Annotated in this window: 18 protein-coding genes; 6 read left to right on the top strand and 12 right to left on the bottom strand. The window is 64.0% G+C overall.

Going from position 1 to position 16922, the window contains the following annotated elements:
* Positions 1 to 9: 9 nt before the first annotated feature.
* Genes D9V32_RS12115 through D9V32_RS12105 form a run of 3 tightly spaced genes read right to left on the bottom strand, consistent with a single transcriptional unit; the run spans position 10 to position 1763 of the window.
* Positions 10 to 1062, bottom strand: a complete 1053-nt coding sequence (locus tag D9V32_RS12115; protein ID WP_121649177.1) for an NAD(P)-dependent alcohol dehydrogenase — start codon at positions 1060 to 1062, stop codon at positions 10 to 12.
* A gap of 59 nt (positions 1063 to 1121) precedes the next feature.
* Positions 1122 to 1433 (bottom strand): putative quinol monooxygenase, encoded by a 312-nt coding sequence (locus D9V32_RS12110; protein ID WP_121649176.1) that lies wholly within the window; start codon positions 1431 to 1433, stop codon positions 1122 to 1124.
* Positions 1434 to 1469: 36 nt separating this feature from the next.
* Positions 1470 to 1763, bottom strand: coding sequence for a putative quinol monooxygenase (locus D9V32_RS12105; protein WP_121649175.1), 294 nt, complete (start codon positions 1761 to 1763; stop codon positions 1470 to 1472).
* A 155-nt stretch (positions 1764 to 1918) separates the two neighbouring features.
* Between D9V32_RS12105 and D9V32_RS12100 the strand changes: the two genes are divergently transcribed.
* Entirely contained in the window at positions 1919 to 2788 is an 870-nt protein-coding gene (locus D9V32_RS12100) for a helix-turn-helix transcriptional regulator (RefSeq protein WP_121649174.1), read from the top strand.
* Between the two features lie 34 nt (positions 2789 to 2822).
* On the opposite strand, the gene D9V32_RS12095 is transcribed toward D9V32_RS12100, so the two are convergent.
* Both D9V32_RS12095 and D9V32_RS12090 read right to left on the bottom strand, forming a co-directional pair.
* On the bottom strand, positions 2823 to 4046 hold the full coding sequence (locus tag D9V32_RS12095) for an MFS transporter (protein ID WP_245982303.1): 1224 nt from the start codon (positions 4044 to 4046) through the stop codon (positions 2823 to 2825).
* 131 nt (positions 4047 to 4177) lie between these two features.
* Positions 4178 to 4837, bottom strand: coding sequence for an HAD family hydrolase (locus D9V32_RS12090; protein ID WP_121649172.1), 660 nt, complete (start codon positions 4835 to 4837; stop codon positions 4178 to 4180).
* A 176-nt stretch (positions 4838 to 5013) separates the two neighbouring features.
* Here D9V32_RS12090 and D9V32_RS12085 point away from each other — a divergent pair, with 176 nt between their 5' ends.
* Together D9V32_RS12085 and D9V32_RS12080 are read left to right on the top strand one after the other, a co-directional pair.
* Positions 5014 to 5772, top strand: coding sequence for a DeoR/GlpR family DNA-binding transcription regulator (locus tag D9V32_RS12085; RefSeq protein ID WP_121649171.1), 759 nt, complete (start codon positions 5014 to 5016; stop codon positions 5770 to 5772).
* Between the two features lie 132 nt (positions 5773 to 5904).
* Entirely contained in the window at positions 5905 to 6780 is an 876-nt protein-coding gene (locus D9V32_RS12080) for an Abi family protein (RefSeq protein ID WP_121649170.1), read from the top strand.
* 70 nt (positions 6781 to 6850) lie between these two features.
* Here D9V32_RS12080 and D9V32_RS12075 read toward each other — a convergent pair whose 3' ends face one another.
* Genes D9V32_RS12075 through D9V32_RS12055 form a run of 5 tightly spaced genes read right to left on the bottom strand, consistent with a single transcriptional unit; the run spans position 6851 to position 10960 of the window.
* Positions 6851 to 7747 (bottom strand): SIS domain-containing protein, encoded by an 897-nt coding sequence (locus D9V32_RS12075; RefSeq protein WP_183086301.1) that lies wholly within the window; start codon positions 7745 to 7747, stop codon positions 6851 to 6853.
* Between the two features lie 16 nt (positions 7748 to 7763).
* Positions 7764 to 8696, bottom strand: coding sequence for an NAD(P)-dependent oxidoreductase (locus D9V32_RS12070; protein WP_220700705.1), 933 nt, complete (start codon positions 8694 to 8696; stop codon positions 7764 to 7766).
* A gap of 4 nt (positions 8697 to 8700) precedes the next feature.
* Entirely contained in the window at positions 8701 to 9672 is a 972-nt protein-coding gene (locus D9V32_RS12065; RefSeq protein WP_121649167.1) for a shikimate dehydrogenase family protein, read from the bottom strand.
* Positions 9672 to 10352: a bifunctional 4-hydroxy-2-oxoglutarate aldolase/2-dehydro-3-deoxy-phosphogluconate aldolase gene (locus tag D9V32_RS12060; RefSeq protein ID WP_121649166.1), complete on the bottom strand. Its 681-nt coding sequence runs from the start codon at positions 10350 to 10352 to the stop codon at positions 9672 to 9674. The genes D9V32_RS12065 and D9V32_RS12060 overlap by 1 nt, the downstream gene beginning before the upstream one ends.
* Positions 10349 to 10960, bottom strand: coding sequence for a glucose-6-phosphate isomerase family protein (locus D9V32_RS12055; protein ID WP_121649165.1), 612 nt, complete (start codon positions 10958 to 10960; stop codon positions 10349 to 10351). The genes D9V32_RS12060 and D9V32_RS12055 overlap by 4 nt, the downstream gene beginning before the upstream one ends.
* Before the next feature lie 214 nt (positions 10961 to 11174).
* Between D9V32_RS12055 and D9V32_RS12050 the strand changes: the two genes are divergently transcribed.
* From D9V32_RS12050 to D9V32_RS12040, 3 genes are all read left to right on the top strand, one after another.
* A complete protein-coding gene (locus tag D9V32_RS12050; protein ID WP_121649164.1) occupies positions 11175 to 12194 on the top strand; it encodes a zinc-dependent alcohol dehydrogenase family protein in 1020 nt (339 codons plus the stop codon).
* An 80-nt stretch (positions 12195 to 12274) separates the two neighbouring features.
* Complete coding sequence (gene xylB / locus D9V32_RS12045; protein ID WP_121649163.1) at positions 12275 to 13783, top strand: xylulokinase; 1509 nt, start codon at positions 12275 to 12277, stop codon at positions 13781 to 13783.
* Positions 13776 to 14807, top strand: a complete 1032-nt coding sequence (locus tag D9V32_RS12040; RefSeq protein ID WP_245982300.1) for a phosphotriesterase family protein — start codon at positions 13776 to 13778, stop codon at positions 14805 to 14807. Before xylB ends, D9V32_RS12040 begins: the two co-directional genes overlap by 8 nt.
* 335 nt (positions 14808 to 15142) lie before the next feature.
* On the opposite strand, the gene D9V32_RS12035 is transcribed toward D9V32_RS12040, so the two are convergent.
* Together D9V32_RS12035 and D9V32_RS16080 are read right to left on the bottom strand one after the other, a co-directional pair.
* Complete coding sequence (locus D9V32_RS12035; RefSeq protein WP_147440471.1) at positions 15143 to 15640, bottom strand: hypothetical protein; 498 nt, start codon at positions 15638 to 15640, stop codon at positions 15143 to 15145.
* Positions 15641 to 16121: 481 nt separating this feature from the next.
* A complete protein-coding gene (locus tag D9V32_RS16080; protein ID WP_147440470.1) occupies positions 16122 to 16808 on the bottom strand; it encodes a hypothetical protein in 687 nt (228 codons plus the stop codon).
* Positions 16809 to 16922: the final 114 nt, after the last annotated feature.

Here is a 16922-nt window from a genome sequence, read left to right as displayed (position 1 = left end):
CTTGGGTGGTTAGTTTTCCAGAAGAGTGTTGGCGATATCGATGACCGCGCGGTAGCGCACGGTGCTGTTGGCGACGCTCTCGTAGGCGGTGGAAACCTCGCCGGCATCCACCAGCTCGATCTCCGCGGCGATGCCGTGCTCCGCGCAGAAATTGAGCATCTCCTGGGTGGCCGCCGGGCCGCCAAAGTTGGAACCAACGATGGAGCGCTGGTGCATCACGATGGATCCGGCGTGGAACTGATACGGCTTAGCGGGGAAACCCACGTTGATGAATGCGCCATCAATCTTCAGGGTGTCCAAATAGGCATCCAGCTCGATATCGGCCGATACGGTGTTGAGCACGAAGTCAAACGTTCCGGCCAGGGCGCGCAGGTTTTCCGGATTGCTCGTCACCACGTAGTGGTCGGCACCAAAGGCGAGAGCGTCGTCCCGCTTGCGAGGAGAGTGGCTGAGCAGCGTGACGGTAGCACCCATCGCGTGGGCGATCTTCACCGCAACGTGTCCCAAACCGCCAAGCCCAACCACGGCGATGTTCTTTCCTGGCGCGGCACCGAAGCGCACCAGCGGAGCGTATACGGTCATACCCGCGCACAGGAGGGGAGCTGCGGCGGCGAGATCCATCCCCTCGGGGATGGACATCACGAAGTGCTCCTTCACGACGATGCTCCGGCTGTATCCGCCCGCGGTCGGAGTCCCGTCGTACTCGCGGCCGTTGTAGGTGGCTACGGGGCCGCTCAGGCACATCTGCTCATCGCCCCGGAGGCAGATTTCACAGGTACCGCAGGAGTCGACGTAGCAGCCCACACCCACGCGGTCACCCACGGCAAAGGCGGTGACATCGGGTCCGATCGCGCTGACGACACCGGTAATCTCGTGTCCGGGAACCATCGGGAAGAGAGCGGGCCCCCAGTCTTCATTCACCTGGTGAATGTCGGAGTGGCAGATTCCCGCGTAGCTCACGTCGATCAGGACATCATCGGGTCGCAGATCACGGCGTTTGATCGTGACCCGTTCAAATGCGGCGCCCGGTGAGGCGGCGCTCAGGGCAAGGGTGGAAGTCATGTGACAACTTTCGGTAGGAGGGGAATGCGCGGGGAGGAGCCGCGTTGATGGGTGCCTGTTTAGACGGTGCCGGGGGCTTCGCCCAGACGGCGCAGGGCGAATGGAACCGCGAGAATCTCATCGAGAATCTTCGCTACCGCGTTGAAGTGCGGGGTCTGAAAGTGGAGGTCCAGTGCCGCAGCATCGGTCCACTCTTCGAGGCAGATCATGGCACCGGGCACGGCCGGATCCGATAACGGACGGTAGCCCAAGCAGCCGGCCTCAGCGAGGGAGGGCTCGACCATATTGGCGAGCGCCTCCCTCAGCTGATCCTCGTACCCGGCCTTTGCCTGAAACGATGCCAGCAGAATCAGCGAATTGTTTTGAGTCATTCGGAAGCTCCTGTCGTATGCCGAGTATCGTCTGACCTAGGCCTCTACGCGGTTGCCGCGCAGCAGCCAGGTCGGGCCCTCGACGTAGGAGCTGATCTCGGCGAAGAACTCTGCAAAGTACTGGCCGTTAGCGTGAATGTCGAACGCTTCGGCGCTCGCATAACCCTCGTTGAGGTAGAAGCGGTTCTCGTTGTTCTCGTCCTGGATCAGCTCGAAACGCAGCGTTCCGGGCTCGTTGGCGCCGGAGTCGCGGCCATCCTTGATCGCGGCGTTGATGAAGTCCTGACGGCGTCCGGGCTGAACATCGAAGAAAACGGCGACGTGGTACATAAAATCTCCTTGAGAGAGGTGAGTGATGTGGCCGATTTGGCCAACGATCAGAGTCAACACCTTTCTCGAACCCCGGTGAGCGCCGAAACAGGCAGGGTTCTGCCTAGGAAAAACCTTCCTACCCACGGGGAGCGAACTCGGTTGATACTTGAAGGATGAATACCTCCACCAACCTTGCCGAGTTTCTCCGGGCTGCCCGTGCTCGAGTACAGCCACAGGACGTGGGGCTCGGCTTCGGCAGCACAGCCGCCCGCCGAGTACCGGGGTTGCGCCGCGACGAGGTGGCCCTCCTGGCTGGGATGAGCGTGGACTACTACACACGGATGGAACAGGGGCGCATTAAGCACGCCTCAGATGCGATCGTGAACGGTCTGTGCAAGGCGCTCCGGTTGAACGCTACCGAGCGTTCCTACCTGTTTTCGCTGTTTTCTCCGGCCACAACGGGACGCCAACCGCAGGCTGCACGCGCCACCAAGGTACGTCCGATCGTGCGCCAGATGCTCGATCAGATGGACAACGCCGCAGCGTTCGTGCTGGGTGTGGGGATGGAGGTGCTGGCGATGAACGACCTCGCGAAGAAACTGATGCCGGACTTTACCGCCGAAACCGGTCTCGCGCGCAGCCTCGCGCGGTGGACTTTCCTGGCTCCCGAGGCACGCACGTACTTTCGAGAGTGGGATGTTGTGGCGGCGGATATGACGGCTATTTTGCGTCGAGATTCCAGCCGGCACCCCAATGATCGTGCCCTCAACGAACTCATCGGGGAGCTCACCGTGAAGAGTGAGGCCTTCCAGCAGTGGTGGCCGCAGCACATGGTGTACGAGTGCTCGTTTGGGACCAAGAAGATCGCGCACCCGCTGGTTGGGTCGCTCGATATTGAGTATGAGACGTTCCCGGTACCCGAAGACCCTGACCAACAGCTCTTTATCTACATGGCGAAAAAGGGTTCACCCACCGATGATGCTCTGCGGATCCTCGGTAACTGGAGCTCCGCAGACGCCGTCGTTTCCCCGCTCAGTAGCTAACCGGGCGAGGAACGACCTTCACACTCCCATGCGGTTAGGCGGTGCCGGAGCTCTTTCTCGTGTTTGTCAGTACACCGGCCAGCGCAAAGGCCAGGAGCCCGGCGATCGGCACCACCAGCAATCCGAAGCGCAGCGAGGAGTTATCGGCGATCAAACCCACGAGCGGCGGAGAGACGAGGAACCCGAGGCGCATGAGCCAGGACACCACGGTGACGCCGGTTCCGGCGCGCAGCCCCGGCAGCTCATCGGCCTGCTGCATGGCGGCGGGCACCAGGGTTGCGACACCAAAACCGGCGGCCGCGAATCCGGCAATCGTACCGGGGATCGTGGGGAACAGCAGGGCGGTGCCCATGCCGACCGCGGTGATCAGGCCTCCCGCGCGGGCAACGGCACGCTGACCGAAGCGGTCCACCAGACCGTCGCCCAGCAGGCGGCCAATGAACTGTGCCCCGACGAGCGCGATGAACCCCGTGGCGGCAATGGCCGCGGGAGCACCCAGGTTGTTGCCCAGATAGACGGCGGCCCAGGTGGAGCCGGCGTCCTCAACCAGGGTTCCGGCGATCGCGATCACCACGAGGGCCGCCACCATGATGATGAGGCGCGGGCTGAGCGCCGAGCGCAGCGTTGAGGTGGTTTCGGTGCCCACGGGGTTCGCGGTGAGCCCCGCATCCTCATCCTTACCGGGCAGGCAGTAGCGCAGCGCGACAACCGACACCACCGCAAACAGGGTGCCCGAGATGCTCAGGTGTACCGCGGGAGGCAGACCCAGCGCGATGGCGCCGGCCGCCATGCCTCCGCCGAGCACCGCACCCACCGACCACACCGCGTGGAACGAGTTGATGATCGAACGCCCAAAGCGACGCTGCACGCGCAGGCCGTGGGTGTTTTGCCCCACATCGGTGATCGAGTCCATCGCCCCGGCAAAGAACAGGGCGGCGGCAAACAGCGGGAACGAGGGGGAGAAGCCCACCAGTACCGTACCGATCGCCGTGAGGATCGTGCCAAACACCGCGGCGCGGGCCGAACCCAGCCGGCGAATGATGGTGGCGGCCGCAAGGCCCGCGAGAATCGCGCCCGCGGGGAACGCGGCGATGCCCAGACCGTAGGCCGCGTTGTCGAGGGACAGTGCGTCCTTGATTCCGGGGTAGCGCGGCACCACGTTGGCAAACAGGGCACCGTTGGTGAGGAAGAGTACGGCCACGGCGATGCGCGCGCGGCGCACGTCCGGAGCAGGCTGGGAGAGCTTTGTCTTGGTCACGAGTAACTTTCGAGAGTCGTTGGCGGTGGATCGGACCCAGGCGGGCCGGGGCGAGCTCGGTGGCGCGGCCGTACGGCGGCACACTAGCACCGATGGCGTTCGCGAGCACGCCGAAGCGCGCGCGATGCTTGCTATTTGGCGGGTAACGGGGAGCGACGACGGGCGGGCCACCATGAACGCCGTGTCTGCCCGATACCGGAAAACGGAAGGCGTTCGAGTTCTGCGGAAAGCGCCGCCGCCCCGGTGAACAGGTGCGTGCCGAGGCCCAGGCGCGCCGCGGTTTCGATGTTGTCCGGGCGGTCGTCGATGAACAGGGTCTCGGCGGGCGTGGTCTCGGTCAGGGCCAGGGCGGTCTCGAAGATCTGCTCGCCGGGTTTCACCATGCGCAGCTCACAGCTGAACAGCATCAGCGAAAAGAGCTCGCGCATAATCGAAAAGTTGCCCACCGCCTCGGCGAGATCCTGCGGGGCGTTGGAGAGCAGCGTGAGGCGCGCACCGCGCCGATGGGCGGTGCGCAGCGCGGAGATCGTCTCGAAATTGAGGTGGATGTTTCCGGCCAGATCCTGGCGGCGCAGCTCGGCGAGCTCCTCGCCGAGGACCGGGCGGCCCACGACCTCGGCCCAGTAGTCCCGGGCGTCCTGCCCGCGGTCGTACTCCTCACGGAAGTGCCAGTAGCGCTCGAGGAACTCCTCCGGGGCCATGCCCACGTGGACGGCCATCCCGGCGGCGGCCACCGTGGGCTGAGCCACACAGATCACCTCGCCATAGTCCACGAGTAGGTGCGTTGTCATCGGCGTGCGCCGTCCTTCCCGATCACAACCTGCGATCGAATAATCATCATATATGTTCGAACGAACATGTCAAATGTTCTCTCGTTCTCCGGGAAACGTGGGCCGCGCCCGTGCATGAACGTGATTATTTGCCCTCAAGGCCTTTCAAACGAACATTTCGGGTGTATGTTTGGGGGATGAGCGGAAACACCCGGCACGAAGCCATCCTCGAAACCCTGCAGTCACGCGGACGCGTGGACGTTGCCGAGGTCGCCGCGCAGTTTGCGGTCTCCGAGGTCACGGTTCGCCGCGACCTCGATCAGCTCGCCCAGGCGGGCATTCTCCGCCGGGTGCGCGGGGGAGCGGTGAGCGTGCGCATGCGCGGCGAGGGGCTGCCCTTCGCGATGCGCCGGCTCGAATCCTCGGGGGCCAAGGAGCGCATCGCGATTGCCGCCGCGGCCCTCGTGGTTGATGGTGAGGCCGTGGGCGTCGACAGCGGAACCACCGGGGCCGAGGTCGCAAAGCAGCTCGTGGGCCGCCGCCTCACGATCATGCCGTTTAGCGTCCAGGCACTGACCGCCCTCGCGGGAAGCGCAACCGCCCGCATTCTGCTGCCCGGCGGCGCGGTCAACCCGGACGAGGGCTCCATCGTGGGGCCGCTCGTTGAGCAGTCACTCCGGGGCCTGCGCTTTGACACGGTGTTCCTCAGCTGCTGTGGTGCCTCCCTGGACGAGGGCGTGACCGCTCACGACCTCGAGGACGCCGCCGCCAAGCGCGCGATGATCGCCGCCGGACGCCGCGTGGTCCTGATCGCCGAGGGCACCAAGTTTGGTCGCTCGGCCATGTCCATTACCTGCTCGCTGCGCGACATCGACGTGGTCATCACCGATGACTCCGCCCCGCTCGCCGTACTCGATCAGCTGCGCGCCGAGGGCATTGAGGTCATCGTCGCCTAGGCAGATTCTTCTGTGGCCGATGGGTGGTGACTCTTGCGGATGAGGGTGATACCCTAGCTTTATCAGCGCCCACCCAAGGCTAGAGTTCTCGGACTTCCTAAAATGCGGTGGGCCTTGTCGTAGTATCGGGCCATGACGAAGACGTTTCGAGGTTTATCAGAGCTGCGGCAGATACTTCATGATCGCGGGCTAACAATCGTCGGTGGCACCATATCTGACGATTCTGGTGCGGAAACACACCTCTACGACTCGAATTACTACCGTTTCAGCGGATATGCGCGACAGTTTCAGCCTGACACCGGCGATGGAGATCAGTCCTTCATGTCCGGCACGAGATATGCGGATATCCAAGTCTTCATGGCTCGTGACACCGAGTTCAGACTTCTGCTCTTCGAAGCGCTCAGCGTAGTTGAGGTATGTGTGCGTTCGCGGTTTGCGCACGAGGCAGGCGCGATATTCGGAAGCGGTGCGTTTTATCTGGACTCCGAAACCTACCTCGACATCACTCCACGCCTGACCCAGCACATCGAAAAGATGCGCACCGATTTATTGAGGCCAAAGCTGGCAACGGTTGCACGGTATAGAAACGGCGAAGACCTCTCGGCTGTGCCTCTCTGGGTGGCCATAGAGCATATGAGCTTCGGAACTGTCGCCAAGATGATTGGGTATTTTCGCGATATCTCAGCAGCCAAGACAACGTCGGAAAAGCTATCAGTTCCGTGGGAAGGATTTCACAGCACGAATCACTCGTTTTCCATTCTCCGTAATATCTGTGCGCATCATGGGCAACTATGGAATCGCAGAATTGATATCACGGCACCCGTGTTAGGAAAACTTAAGAGATTTGAGCCGAAGTACGACAACGGGTCTGTGTACGCAACCATAATCATGCTCAAAAAGTACGTGCGAATGATCGATGCTCAGTCGGATTGGCCCGCGAGGGTCGACTTATTCCTCGATCTGAACCCTGACTTTGCGGCAGGAATCTATCACCCCACCCCAAAATAGACTGCGGCTCGGGGTGTCCCACACAAAACGGGCCGCGGAGCGTCTGCTCCGCGGCCCGTGTGCGGGTTCCCTAGTCGAACGGGGTCGCGACCGGAAGGGTCTCGCCGTCGGTCATTCGGGCGTAACCCGCAAGCCCCGCCTTCATCGACTCAAAGTCGGCAAAGTGGGCCTCCCCGCGGCGCAGCGACACCGCCGTGGAGAGGATATCGATCACCACGAGGCCGGCCAGGCGGCTGACCGTCGGGGTGTAGACATCGGTATTTTCAAAGGTTTTGGCGACGATCTTGATGTCGCACAGCTGCATCATTGGGGTGTCATCCCCGCTGATCCCGATCACGGTCGCACCGCGCGAGCGGGCCAGCTGAGCCACCCGGTTGGTCGAGCGGGTACGGCCGGTGTTGGAGATCACCACGAACGTGGTGTCCGGATCGGTCATCGCCGCCGCCATGAACTGCTGGTGGGTATCGCTCGGCGCACTGCAGGGAATGCCAAACAGCTGCGCCTTCTGAAGGGCATCCTGGGCAATAAGCCCGGAGGCCGACAGGCCGATAAACACCAGCGCCTTCGATTCCAGAATGGTCTGAACCGCGGCCTCCATCTGATCCAGATCGAGGAACCGACGTGAGCGGTCAATGCTCGAGATGGTCTGATCGAAGATCTTGCTCGCGAGCTCGGCCACCGAGTCGCCGCGGTTCATCGCCGACTCCACCGAGGGCACACCCAGAATCAGCGCCTGCGCGAGCGCCAGCTTGAAAGCCTGAAAGCCATCAAAACCGAGGCCGGTGCAAAACCGCATGACCGTGGGCTCGGACACCCCGGCCCGCGCCGCGACGGCGGACATCGAGGACTCCATGACAAAACTGGGGTCTTCGGTGACCAGCTCGGCGACCTTGCGCTCGGACTTCCGCAGGGATTCGAGAGACTCTTTCAGACGCTCAAAGAGTGATGTTTGCGAGGTGCTCTCCATCCTATGCATCCTAGTGCTATTGGTTCGTGAGCGCGGCAAGCAGGTTCTCCACGGCGGCCTCGGCGGCGCGCTGAGTGCTCGCCCCGGTGAACGCACCAATGTGGGGGGTGAGCAGGGTGTGCGGGTGCGAGAGCGTGGCATCCAGCTCCGGAGGCTCGGTCGCAAAGGCGTCCACCGCGTAGGAGATGAGCGTGCCATCTGCGTAGGCGTCGAGCACCGCCGCGTGATCCACCAGGGCGGAGCGCGCGGTGTTGATGAGCACGCTGCCGGCGGGCATCAGAGCGAGCAGATCCCGGCCCACGAGCGGCGTGCCATCCGCGGGCGGCGGAGCGTGCAGCGTCACGACATTGGACTCCCGGAACAGAGTGGGCAGGTTCACCAGCTCGACGCCCTCGGTGTCCTCGGTCACGAACGGATCGTACGCCACCACGCGGCCACCGAGCTGCAGAATCGTTGACGCCACATGGCGTCCGATGGCCCCAAACCCCACGATGCCCACGGTCACCTCGGCAACCTCGCGGCCGCGCGCACGCGCCCAGCCGCCGTCGTGCAGCAGGGAGTTCGCCGCGGGAATCTGCCGCAGTGATCCGAGGATCAGCCCGAGCGCGAGCTCCGCCACCCCGCGGGCATTGGCCCCGCGCGCGGTTTCGACCCGGATGCCGCGCGCCGAAGCCGCGGCCAGGTCGATCGCGTCGGCCCCGGCACCGTTGCGGCTGATGACCCGCAGGTGGGGAGCGGCCGCCAGCGTCTCGGCATCGATCGGCTCCACTCCGGCCACCCAACCCTCGATATCCGCCACGAGTTCGCGCAGCTCGGCCGGCTCGGGCTGGCGCCCCGCGGGGCCGGCCACGATCTCGTAGCCGGCCGCGCGCAGCGGCTCCAGAAGCGGATGGGTGGCCACGTTCTCCGCGGTCAGCGACCGCGGGGTGACCAGAATCTTTCCGGGCACGGCACTAACCCTTGGTACTAGCGGCCAGGCGGGAGAGCTCATCAAAGCTCGGCCCGGACGTGGGGATCGCGACGTCGAAGACCTCGGCGATGACCTGGGTCCACCCGTGCAGGAAGTACACCCAGCCATCCACCACCGTGACGTTGCGCGCCGGATCCTGCGCGCGCGCCTGGTCGAGGAACACCAGGTTGCCGCGGTAGTTGAGATCCCAGACGATCGCGTCGGTCGGGAAGACCACGGCGTCGGTGAGCGGAGATCCGGGCGCATCCTTGCCGAGGCCGGTCGCGTTGATGATGACCGAGCCCGCGGGCAGCTCGGCGACAATCGCGTCGCTGAGCTCGGGCTGCGGGGTCAGGCGCACGCTCACGGGAACGCGCGGGGCAGACTCCACAAGAACCTCGGCGAGGTCGTCCAGGCGCTGCTGGCTGCGGTTCGCCACGATGATCTCGCGCGGGTGAGCGGCACGCTCGGCACGGGAGAGGTACCAGGAGATCGCGATGGCCGAGCCACCCGCGCCGATCACGAAGACGTCCGGGTTGTAACGCGTGAGGTGCGCGGGGGAGAGGAACGCATCGAGCGCGAGGCCCGAGGAGATCGGATCCTTCGCATGGGCGATCAGGCGACCATCGCGCTTGGAGATGCTGGAGATCTCGTTCATCAGGGTCGCCAGCGGATCCTCCTCATCGAAGAGGTCGCGGGCGGCGGCAAAGAGGTCCAGCTTGTGCGTGGTCACCAGGGCACCGCGGCTCAGCGGGTCGTTCTTGATGAACTCGACCACGCGGCGGTACTGCTCGGCTGGGGCATGGAGCGGCAGGTCAATGCCCACCAGCTCGGCGTCGCCGAGGCCCAGTTCGGCGGCCCAGAGGGGGAATACCTGGCGGATCGAGGAGGATCCGGTGGTCACCCCGATGAAGTACATTGTGGGGGCGGTGGCCGGGGTCAGGGTGTCGGCGGTGAGGGTAACGGGGGTGCTCATTACACGGTGTCCTTTTCGCGAAGAAGGGTGCGGGCCAGCTCGAGGGCGCGCGCGGCGTTGTCACGGATGATGTCGAACTCGCCCACGGCGATGAGGCCGCGCGGGGCGATCCAGGTGCCGCCGGCGGCGATCACCCGGGGAATGCGGAGGTAGTCGCCCAGGTTGTCCGGGGTTACGCCCCCGGTGGGCATCACGTGGCGCAGCCCACTCGCAGCCAGCGGCGCGAGCAGCGCGGCGAGGGCCTTCGCGCCGCCGTTGAGTTCGGCGGGGAAGAACTTCACGATGTCGAAGCCGTCCTCCACCGCGGCCATGATCTCGGAGGCGGTGGCCGCTCCAGGAATCAGCGGCAGACCGGCCTCGCGGGCGGCGAGACCGAGCTGCGGAGTGTATCCCGGGGAGACTCCGAAGCGTGCGCCCGCAGCCTTCGCATCGGCCACGTTGGCCGCGGTGAAGAGCGTGCCCACGCCCACGTGGAACTCGGGCAGCTCGGCCGCAATGTTCGCGATGGACTCGAGGGCGTCGGGGGTGCGCATGGTCACCTCGATGGTGGTGAGACCGGCCTCGGACAGTGCGCGAGCCAGGGGCACGGCGAGGCGTGCCTCGGGGATCTCCACAACCGGAACGATGCCAAACTCGCCCAGAATGCTCAGGGCGTCCTGCTGGCTGGGGGCGGAGGTCATGCGGACACCTCGACCCGGTAGCCACTGTGCTCGGGGTTGGCCACGGCGCTCCAGCCGCCCGCGCCATCGGTCACGATGAGCTCCTTCATTCCGCCCGCATCGCCGATGATGGCGTAGTCCTGCCCGGCATCGGCCGCATAGGTGAAGAGGGTGACAAACGGCTCGGTGCCCACGTTGATGCTGCGGTGGATCCAGTGACCGGGCACGTTGACGGCCTCGCCCGGGGTCAGCTCGATCGCGGCGCTCTGGCCGTCGATGGTTTCCAGCAGCATAATGCCGTGGCCGGCGAGGCAGTAGTAGAGCTCGGCGCGGTTCTCCACCGCGTGAATGTGCCCGCGGGTCACGGCAAACTCGGTGCCGTAGGTGCCGGGCAGCAGGGTGCTGGTCCCGATGACCAGCGCGCCCTCCTCATCGGAGTAGCGGTGCTCCTCAACCGAGTACACCAGGGTGTCCGCGCCGTGCTCCGCAACGGCCGCCTGATAGGCCGCGTCATCGCGGTAAACCCCGGCCATATCGCCGAGGAACTTCTCGTAGCGCCGGGTGTTCCCGGTGAGGTCCCCATTGGGGTGGACCCGAAGCGGAACCGGAATATCTACGCTGATGCTCATTGTTCTCCTAGGTGGGTGGTTTTGGTAGTAATACTACATAAATACGAATGTGAACGGGAACATTTGGTCAAGATTGCCGAATTAAACCCAATAATTCGTGTTGAGCGGGGAAATGGATGTAGTATTACTAAAAATCAGGAAACCGGCCCCGTGTCCCCACACGGAGGCATCCGTTCTTCCGAATTCACCGTCGAATCCGTGCGAGAGGTCTGCAATGAAAGCAATCGTGTTCCGTGAGGGGTCCCAGTGGGCCGTCGAATCCGTAGAGAAGCCGGTTCCCGGCCCGGGAGAGGCGCTGCTGCGGGTCATCCAGACCGGCGTGTGCGGCACCGATGAGCACCTCCTGCACGGTGGATTCATCGCCAAGTTCCCGCTGATCCCCGGCCACGAGATGGTCGGCGAGGTTGTCGAACTCGGCCCGGGTGAGGCAAACGCCGTCGTGGGCGACAACGTCGTGGTGGACAACACCGTGCTGTGTGGCAAGTGCCACGCCTGCCGCGAGGGCAACGACCTGTTCTGCGAGAACTTCGGCTCGCTCGGCTGCAACATGCCCGGTGGGTTCGCCGAGTACGTCGTGGTTGATTCCAGCAAGGTGTACCCGATCGGAGACCTCGACCCGGACGTCGCCGTCTTCGCAGAGCCCACCGCCTGCGCCGTCCACGGCGTGGACATCCTGAACCTCACGCCCGCATCCGACGTGCTGATCTTTGGTTCCGGCCCCACCGGTCTGATCCTCTCCCAGCTGCTGAAGACCGCCGGCGCCGCCCGCGTGACCGTGGCCGCGCCGACGGCCTCCAAGCTTGAGGTCGCCACTGCCCTGGGTGCCGATCACACCGTCCAGGTGGACCGCAATAACCCCGAGGCCGCCTCGGCCGCGCTGCGGGAGATCGCCCCGCGCGGATTCGACGCGGTCATCGAGGCCACCGGTTCGACCGCCGTCCTCGAGCTCGCCGTGAGCCACACCAGGACCGGTGGCACCGTGCTGGTCTACGGCCTCGCCGGCGAAAACGACACCGCCGCGATCAAGCCCTACGAGGTGTTCAGTCGCGAGCTGACCATCAAGGGCTCCTACGCGCAGGTGCACTGCCTGGGCCGTGCCCTGTTTGCCCTGCAGACCGGCCGCGTGCGCACCGAGGGTCTGATCACCTCGAAGCTCAACCTGGACACCTTCGACCAGGCGCTCGCCAACCTGCACGACTCCGAGCAGATCAAGACCATCGTCTCCTCGCGATAGGTTGATTCCACGGCGCGTGATGGTGAGTTCTCGCCATCACGCGCCGTCCGTGTACCACCCCTCCCAAAGGTTCTCTCCCCATGATCATTTCCCACGACCTCGGAACCACCGGTAACAAGGCCACGCTGGTTGCCAATGACGGCCGCCTGATGTCCGCCATCACGGTTCACTACGACACCGATTTTGGGCTCGGCGGTAAGGCCGAGCAGGATCCCCACGCCTGGTGGGACGCCCTCGCCCGCGCGACCCGTGAGCTGCTGGAGCGCGCGAATGCCCGCCCGGAGGACATCGACGTGGTCTCGTTCTCGGGTCAGATGATGGGCGTCGTCGCGATCGATGACGCGGGGGAGCCGGTGTTCCCCTCGATCATCTGGGCCGACACCCGCGCCACCGCACAGACCGCGCGCCTGCTGGACACCGTGGGGATGGAGCGCGGCTATCAGATCACCGGCCACCGCCTGAACCCCACCTACTCGCTGGCAAAAACCATGTGGCTGCGCGACACCGCCCCCGAGGCGTTTGCGCGCGTGCGCCGCATCCTGCTGGCCAAGGACTACATCGCGTTCAAGCTCACCGGGGTGCAGGTGACCGATCGCTCGGATGCCTCCAGCACCAACGCCTACGACCAGCGGGCGGGCACCTGGTCGGATGAGCTCATTGCCGCCTCCGGGCTGTCGCGCGAGATCTTCCCCGAGATCGTGGACTCCACGACCGTGATCGGCACCATCACCCCCGATGCCGCGCGCGCGACCGGCCTGATCGCCGGAACGCCGGTGGTCATCGGCGGCGGTGACGGCCCGATGGCCGCGCTGGGTGCGGGCATCATCGATGCGAGCTCGGGGGCCTATGCCTGCATGGGCTCCTCCTCCTGGGTATCGGTGGCGGCGGATGCCCCGCTGTACGACCCGCAGATGCGCTCGATGACGTTCAACCACGTGATCCCGGGCCGCTTCGTGCCCACCGCGACCATGCAGGCCGGTGGCGCCTCGCTGCAGTGGATCGTTGACACCATCTCGCCGGCCACCGCGGCCGACTACGCCGAACTGCTTGATGCCGCCGAGAACCGGCAGGCCTCGGGGGAGGGTCTGTACTTCCTCCCGCACCTGCTCGGTGAGCGCTCGCCGTATTGGAACCCGCACGCGCGCGCCGCCTTTGTGGGCCTCCTGCGGCACCACGATCGCGGGCACATGACCCGCGCGGTGCTCGAGGGCGTGGCGTTCAACCTGCTCACCGGACTTCGAGCCTTCGCCGACTGCGGCACCAGCGTCGATCGCATCGACGTCATCGGCGGCGCCGCCAACGCCTCGGCTCTGCTGCAGATCTTCGCCGACATGTGGGGCATGCCGGTCGCGCGCCGCGACCTGGTGGATGAGGCCGGGGCGATTGGTGCCGCGGTGGTCGCCGGCGTGGGCGTCGGGATCTTCGAGAACTTCGAGGTGGCCGCGACGCTCTCGCAGCGCAGCACCGGCTATGAGCCGGACGCCGCCGCTACCGAGCGCTACGCCCGCGAGTACCCGGTGTTCCTCGATGCCTACTCGCGCCTCGAACCGTGGTTCAACGCGCTGGCCGAGGGCGACGCCCGTGCCTGAGCCGCGTCGACTCCGCGCCGTCCTGCCCACCGATACCGCCGCGACTCTCGGCGGTGAGGGGCGGATCGTGCGCACCGTGGGCGGCGATATCGCCCCCGCCGTACTGGGCCGCACCAACTATCACGAGCACCTGTTCCAGGTCTCGCCGCTGCTTGCCGGTGACGAGCTGGATGATGAGGAGGCCTCGGGCCGCGAGGCGGAGTCGCTGGCAGCCTCGGGCTTCGGCGCGATGATCGAGGCCACCCCGATGGGCCTGGGGCGCAACCCGGCGGCCGTGGCACGCATTGCGGCCCGTGCCGGGCTGCACGCGGTGCACGTCACCGGGGCACACCACGGTGGGCACTACCCGGAGGACCACCCGATTCGGGCCCTCTCGGAGGACGAGATGGTGGGCCGCTGGACCGCCGAAATCCGCGAGGGTTTTGGCGTGGATCCGGGGGCCCAGGCGGAGCTCGAAGCCGAGCAGCCAGCCGCCGCGGGTTCGCCCGTTCGTGCGGGCATGCTGAAGGCGGGGATCCGCTACTGGCAGATCGGGCCGTTTGAGCGGCGCGCACTGGCCGCGGTGGCCCGCACACACGCCGAGACGGGGGCGGCGATCATGGTGCACCTCGACTATGGATCCGCCGCCCACGAGGTGCTTGACCTCCTGGAACAGGACGGTGTTCCTCGCGGCCGCGTGGTGCTCGCCCACATCGACCGCAACCTCGACTCGTGGCTGCACGCCGACCTCATCGCCTCCGGCGCCTACCTCGGCTACGACGGCCCGGCCCGGCACCGCGAGGCACCGGACCAGGCGATCCTCGAGTGCCTGGAGCGCGTGGTGGCGCGGGTGGGGTCGGACAACATCCTGCTCGGCGGCGACGTGGCGCGTGCCTCGCGCTACCTCGCCTACGGGGGTATGCCCGGCTTGGAATACCTCGGCCGACGCTTCATCCCGCGCCTCGAGGTGCGCCTCGGTGCCGACCGGGTGGACGCCCTGCTCGCGCGGAACGCCGCCCGTCTGCTGGCGCTCCCCGCCGGCTAGGGGCATCACAGCCGTCTATTTATCCCGGTCGTTTTCGGAGCGCATCGATCGTGCACCGCCCGCCGTAATAGCACGCGCGGCATCCCGTCTCTCTTGCAGCGGATGCCGTATCCATGCGGCTCCGAGGGTAACTCGATGAGTGTGATGCGGAGCGTTCTGACTCTGATGCAGACGGTAATAATGGTGGGGGTAGTTTTGGTGGCGCTCGTTTTGCTGCGAATGTACATCGGTAGTCGTCGTCGGCGCTGACCGCAGGGCGGGTACACGCCGCTTTCGAAGAGAAAAGCGGCGTGTACCCGTCTTGTAATGCGCGGCCGAGGGCGAGTATGACTGCGCTACTCGAACTTCGCTTTCCAGGGGGCTTCGAGTCCCTGCGTAAAGAAGCCCCATGAGGTCTTTAAAGCATCGATGAGTTCGAAGAAATCGATTCGGGGGATTTCGTCGCGGTCCAAAGCAACATGAAGCACTCTACGATCGATGCGAGTCTTTATCGTCTTGACATCGAGGCCACCGAGAAGTACCTCGAAGTCCCTCTTCCGGGAGCGAATGCCCCAGGAACGATTATCGGAATACCAAATCGCGCGTGGACCGGGCTTAATCCCTCGCTCGATTTCCTCGGGTGTGGGGCCGTTTGAATAGAAAAATAGGAATTCAATGAGATTTCTTGCATGAACGTACCCCGCTTCGGAAATAAGCCAGGACTTTGGGTCGGAATCATCCCCGAACGTTTGATCTCGGACGAGTTCGTGCGCAAGACACATTTGGTCAAATTCGTATTTGATGTGGGAAATTGCAGCTTCTCGTTCTGCATCGGTCGGGTGATAGGTAGCCATAAATGTCCTCTCAACTTCGTCATCATGATAGTGCGGGGGTGCTCGAAACAATGGAACCTAGCGATCAGAGACGCTGAGTTTTTCGCACCTCAGCAGCTTGCGTGTGCGCTAGTGCTGCCGCCGCCGAATGTAGCGCCGAACGACGACCACCGCCACCGTGATTGTGCCGATGATGAGTACCGCCCCGAGGAGGGCCATGATGTGCCACTGTGCAAACACGAGGTCACCGCACTTTCGTTGTTGAGCCGCGCATCGGTGCTGAGCCCTTCTTAGAGACTGAGACGAGCGGGCCTAGTTTTTATTTCGGCAGCATCTCACTCGCGTCCGGTTTCGGATGCGAGTGAGATGTTTGTTGCGAGTCCTCAGCTACCTCTGACGTCTGCGAATGTAGCGACGAACTAAAAACACAACAGCCGTAATAATTCCGATAGTGAGAGCGACGCTTATCATGCCGTAGATATGCCATTGCAAGAACATGAGATCACCACCAACTCTTAGTGGCTTTGCCTCCGGACACCGTGACCGCGAGGTTGAAGGCGGTTGCGTACGGAATGGCACACATTTGAGCAGATACCGTCATCTGTCCGAGGTTTCGGTTCGGCGTTCCCAGATACACAAGCGAGGACGAACAAGATCCACCAATTGCCCAGGTCGCGCCCCATACATTCGATACCCTGTTGCTGTTTACGTTGTAGTTTGCCTTGAACCCTAGTTTGATTAGCCCCACCCATGTATCAACAGTGCAGTTGTTGCGCGCACCGTCACGGCCAACGCTACAGCCACTCGGTGAGCTTCGTCCCGCAAGATCTGCGCTACCTATTTCAATGGGTAATTCGATTCGGCTAACAGATACAGATCCATCGTTATAGTGTGCGACGGTCTTTTCGTAGCCGTTCTCAACGTATGACTCAGAACTGGTGGGTTCAACCAAACTCGAAAACGAGTCCCACTTTTCACCTTTCTCGAGCTTTTCGAAGAGTGCATGCTGGGTCTCCAGACTCACCCCGTATTCAGTGAGAAAAATCTGTGCCTCACTGTACATCGAAGAACTACTTGAGAGTTTCTCGTTGTTCCCGTCATTCGCGAATGCTGGGGTGCCAACTAGAAGTCCGGAAGGCAGCGTAAACAACGCAACCGTAACAATTCCGCTTTTTGCTTTGATTCTCATGATTTATCGAGCCTTCGTCATCGAGCATTGCGTCGTTGCAAAGCTCTACTGGTAGGTATGACGGTGGAATCGTAAAATCATTACGGCAAATCCCTCATCCGTCTCCACAAACGG

The sequence above is a fragment of the Mycetocola tolaasinivorans genome (assembly GCF_003667565.1).
Classification (GTDB): Bacteria; Actinomycetota; Actinomycetes; order Actinomycetales; family Microbacteriaceae; genus Mycetocola; species Mycetocola tolaasinivorans.
The sequence above is the reverse complement of the archived record's forward strand: the minus strand, read 5'-3'. Positions and strand labels throughout refer to the sequence as shown.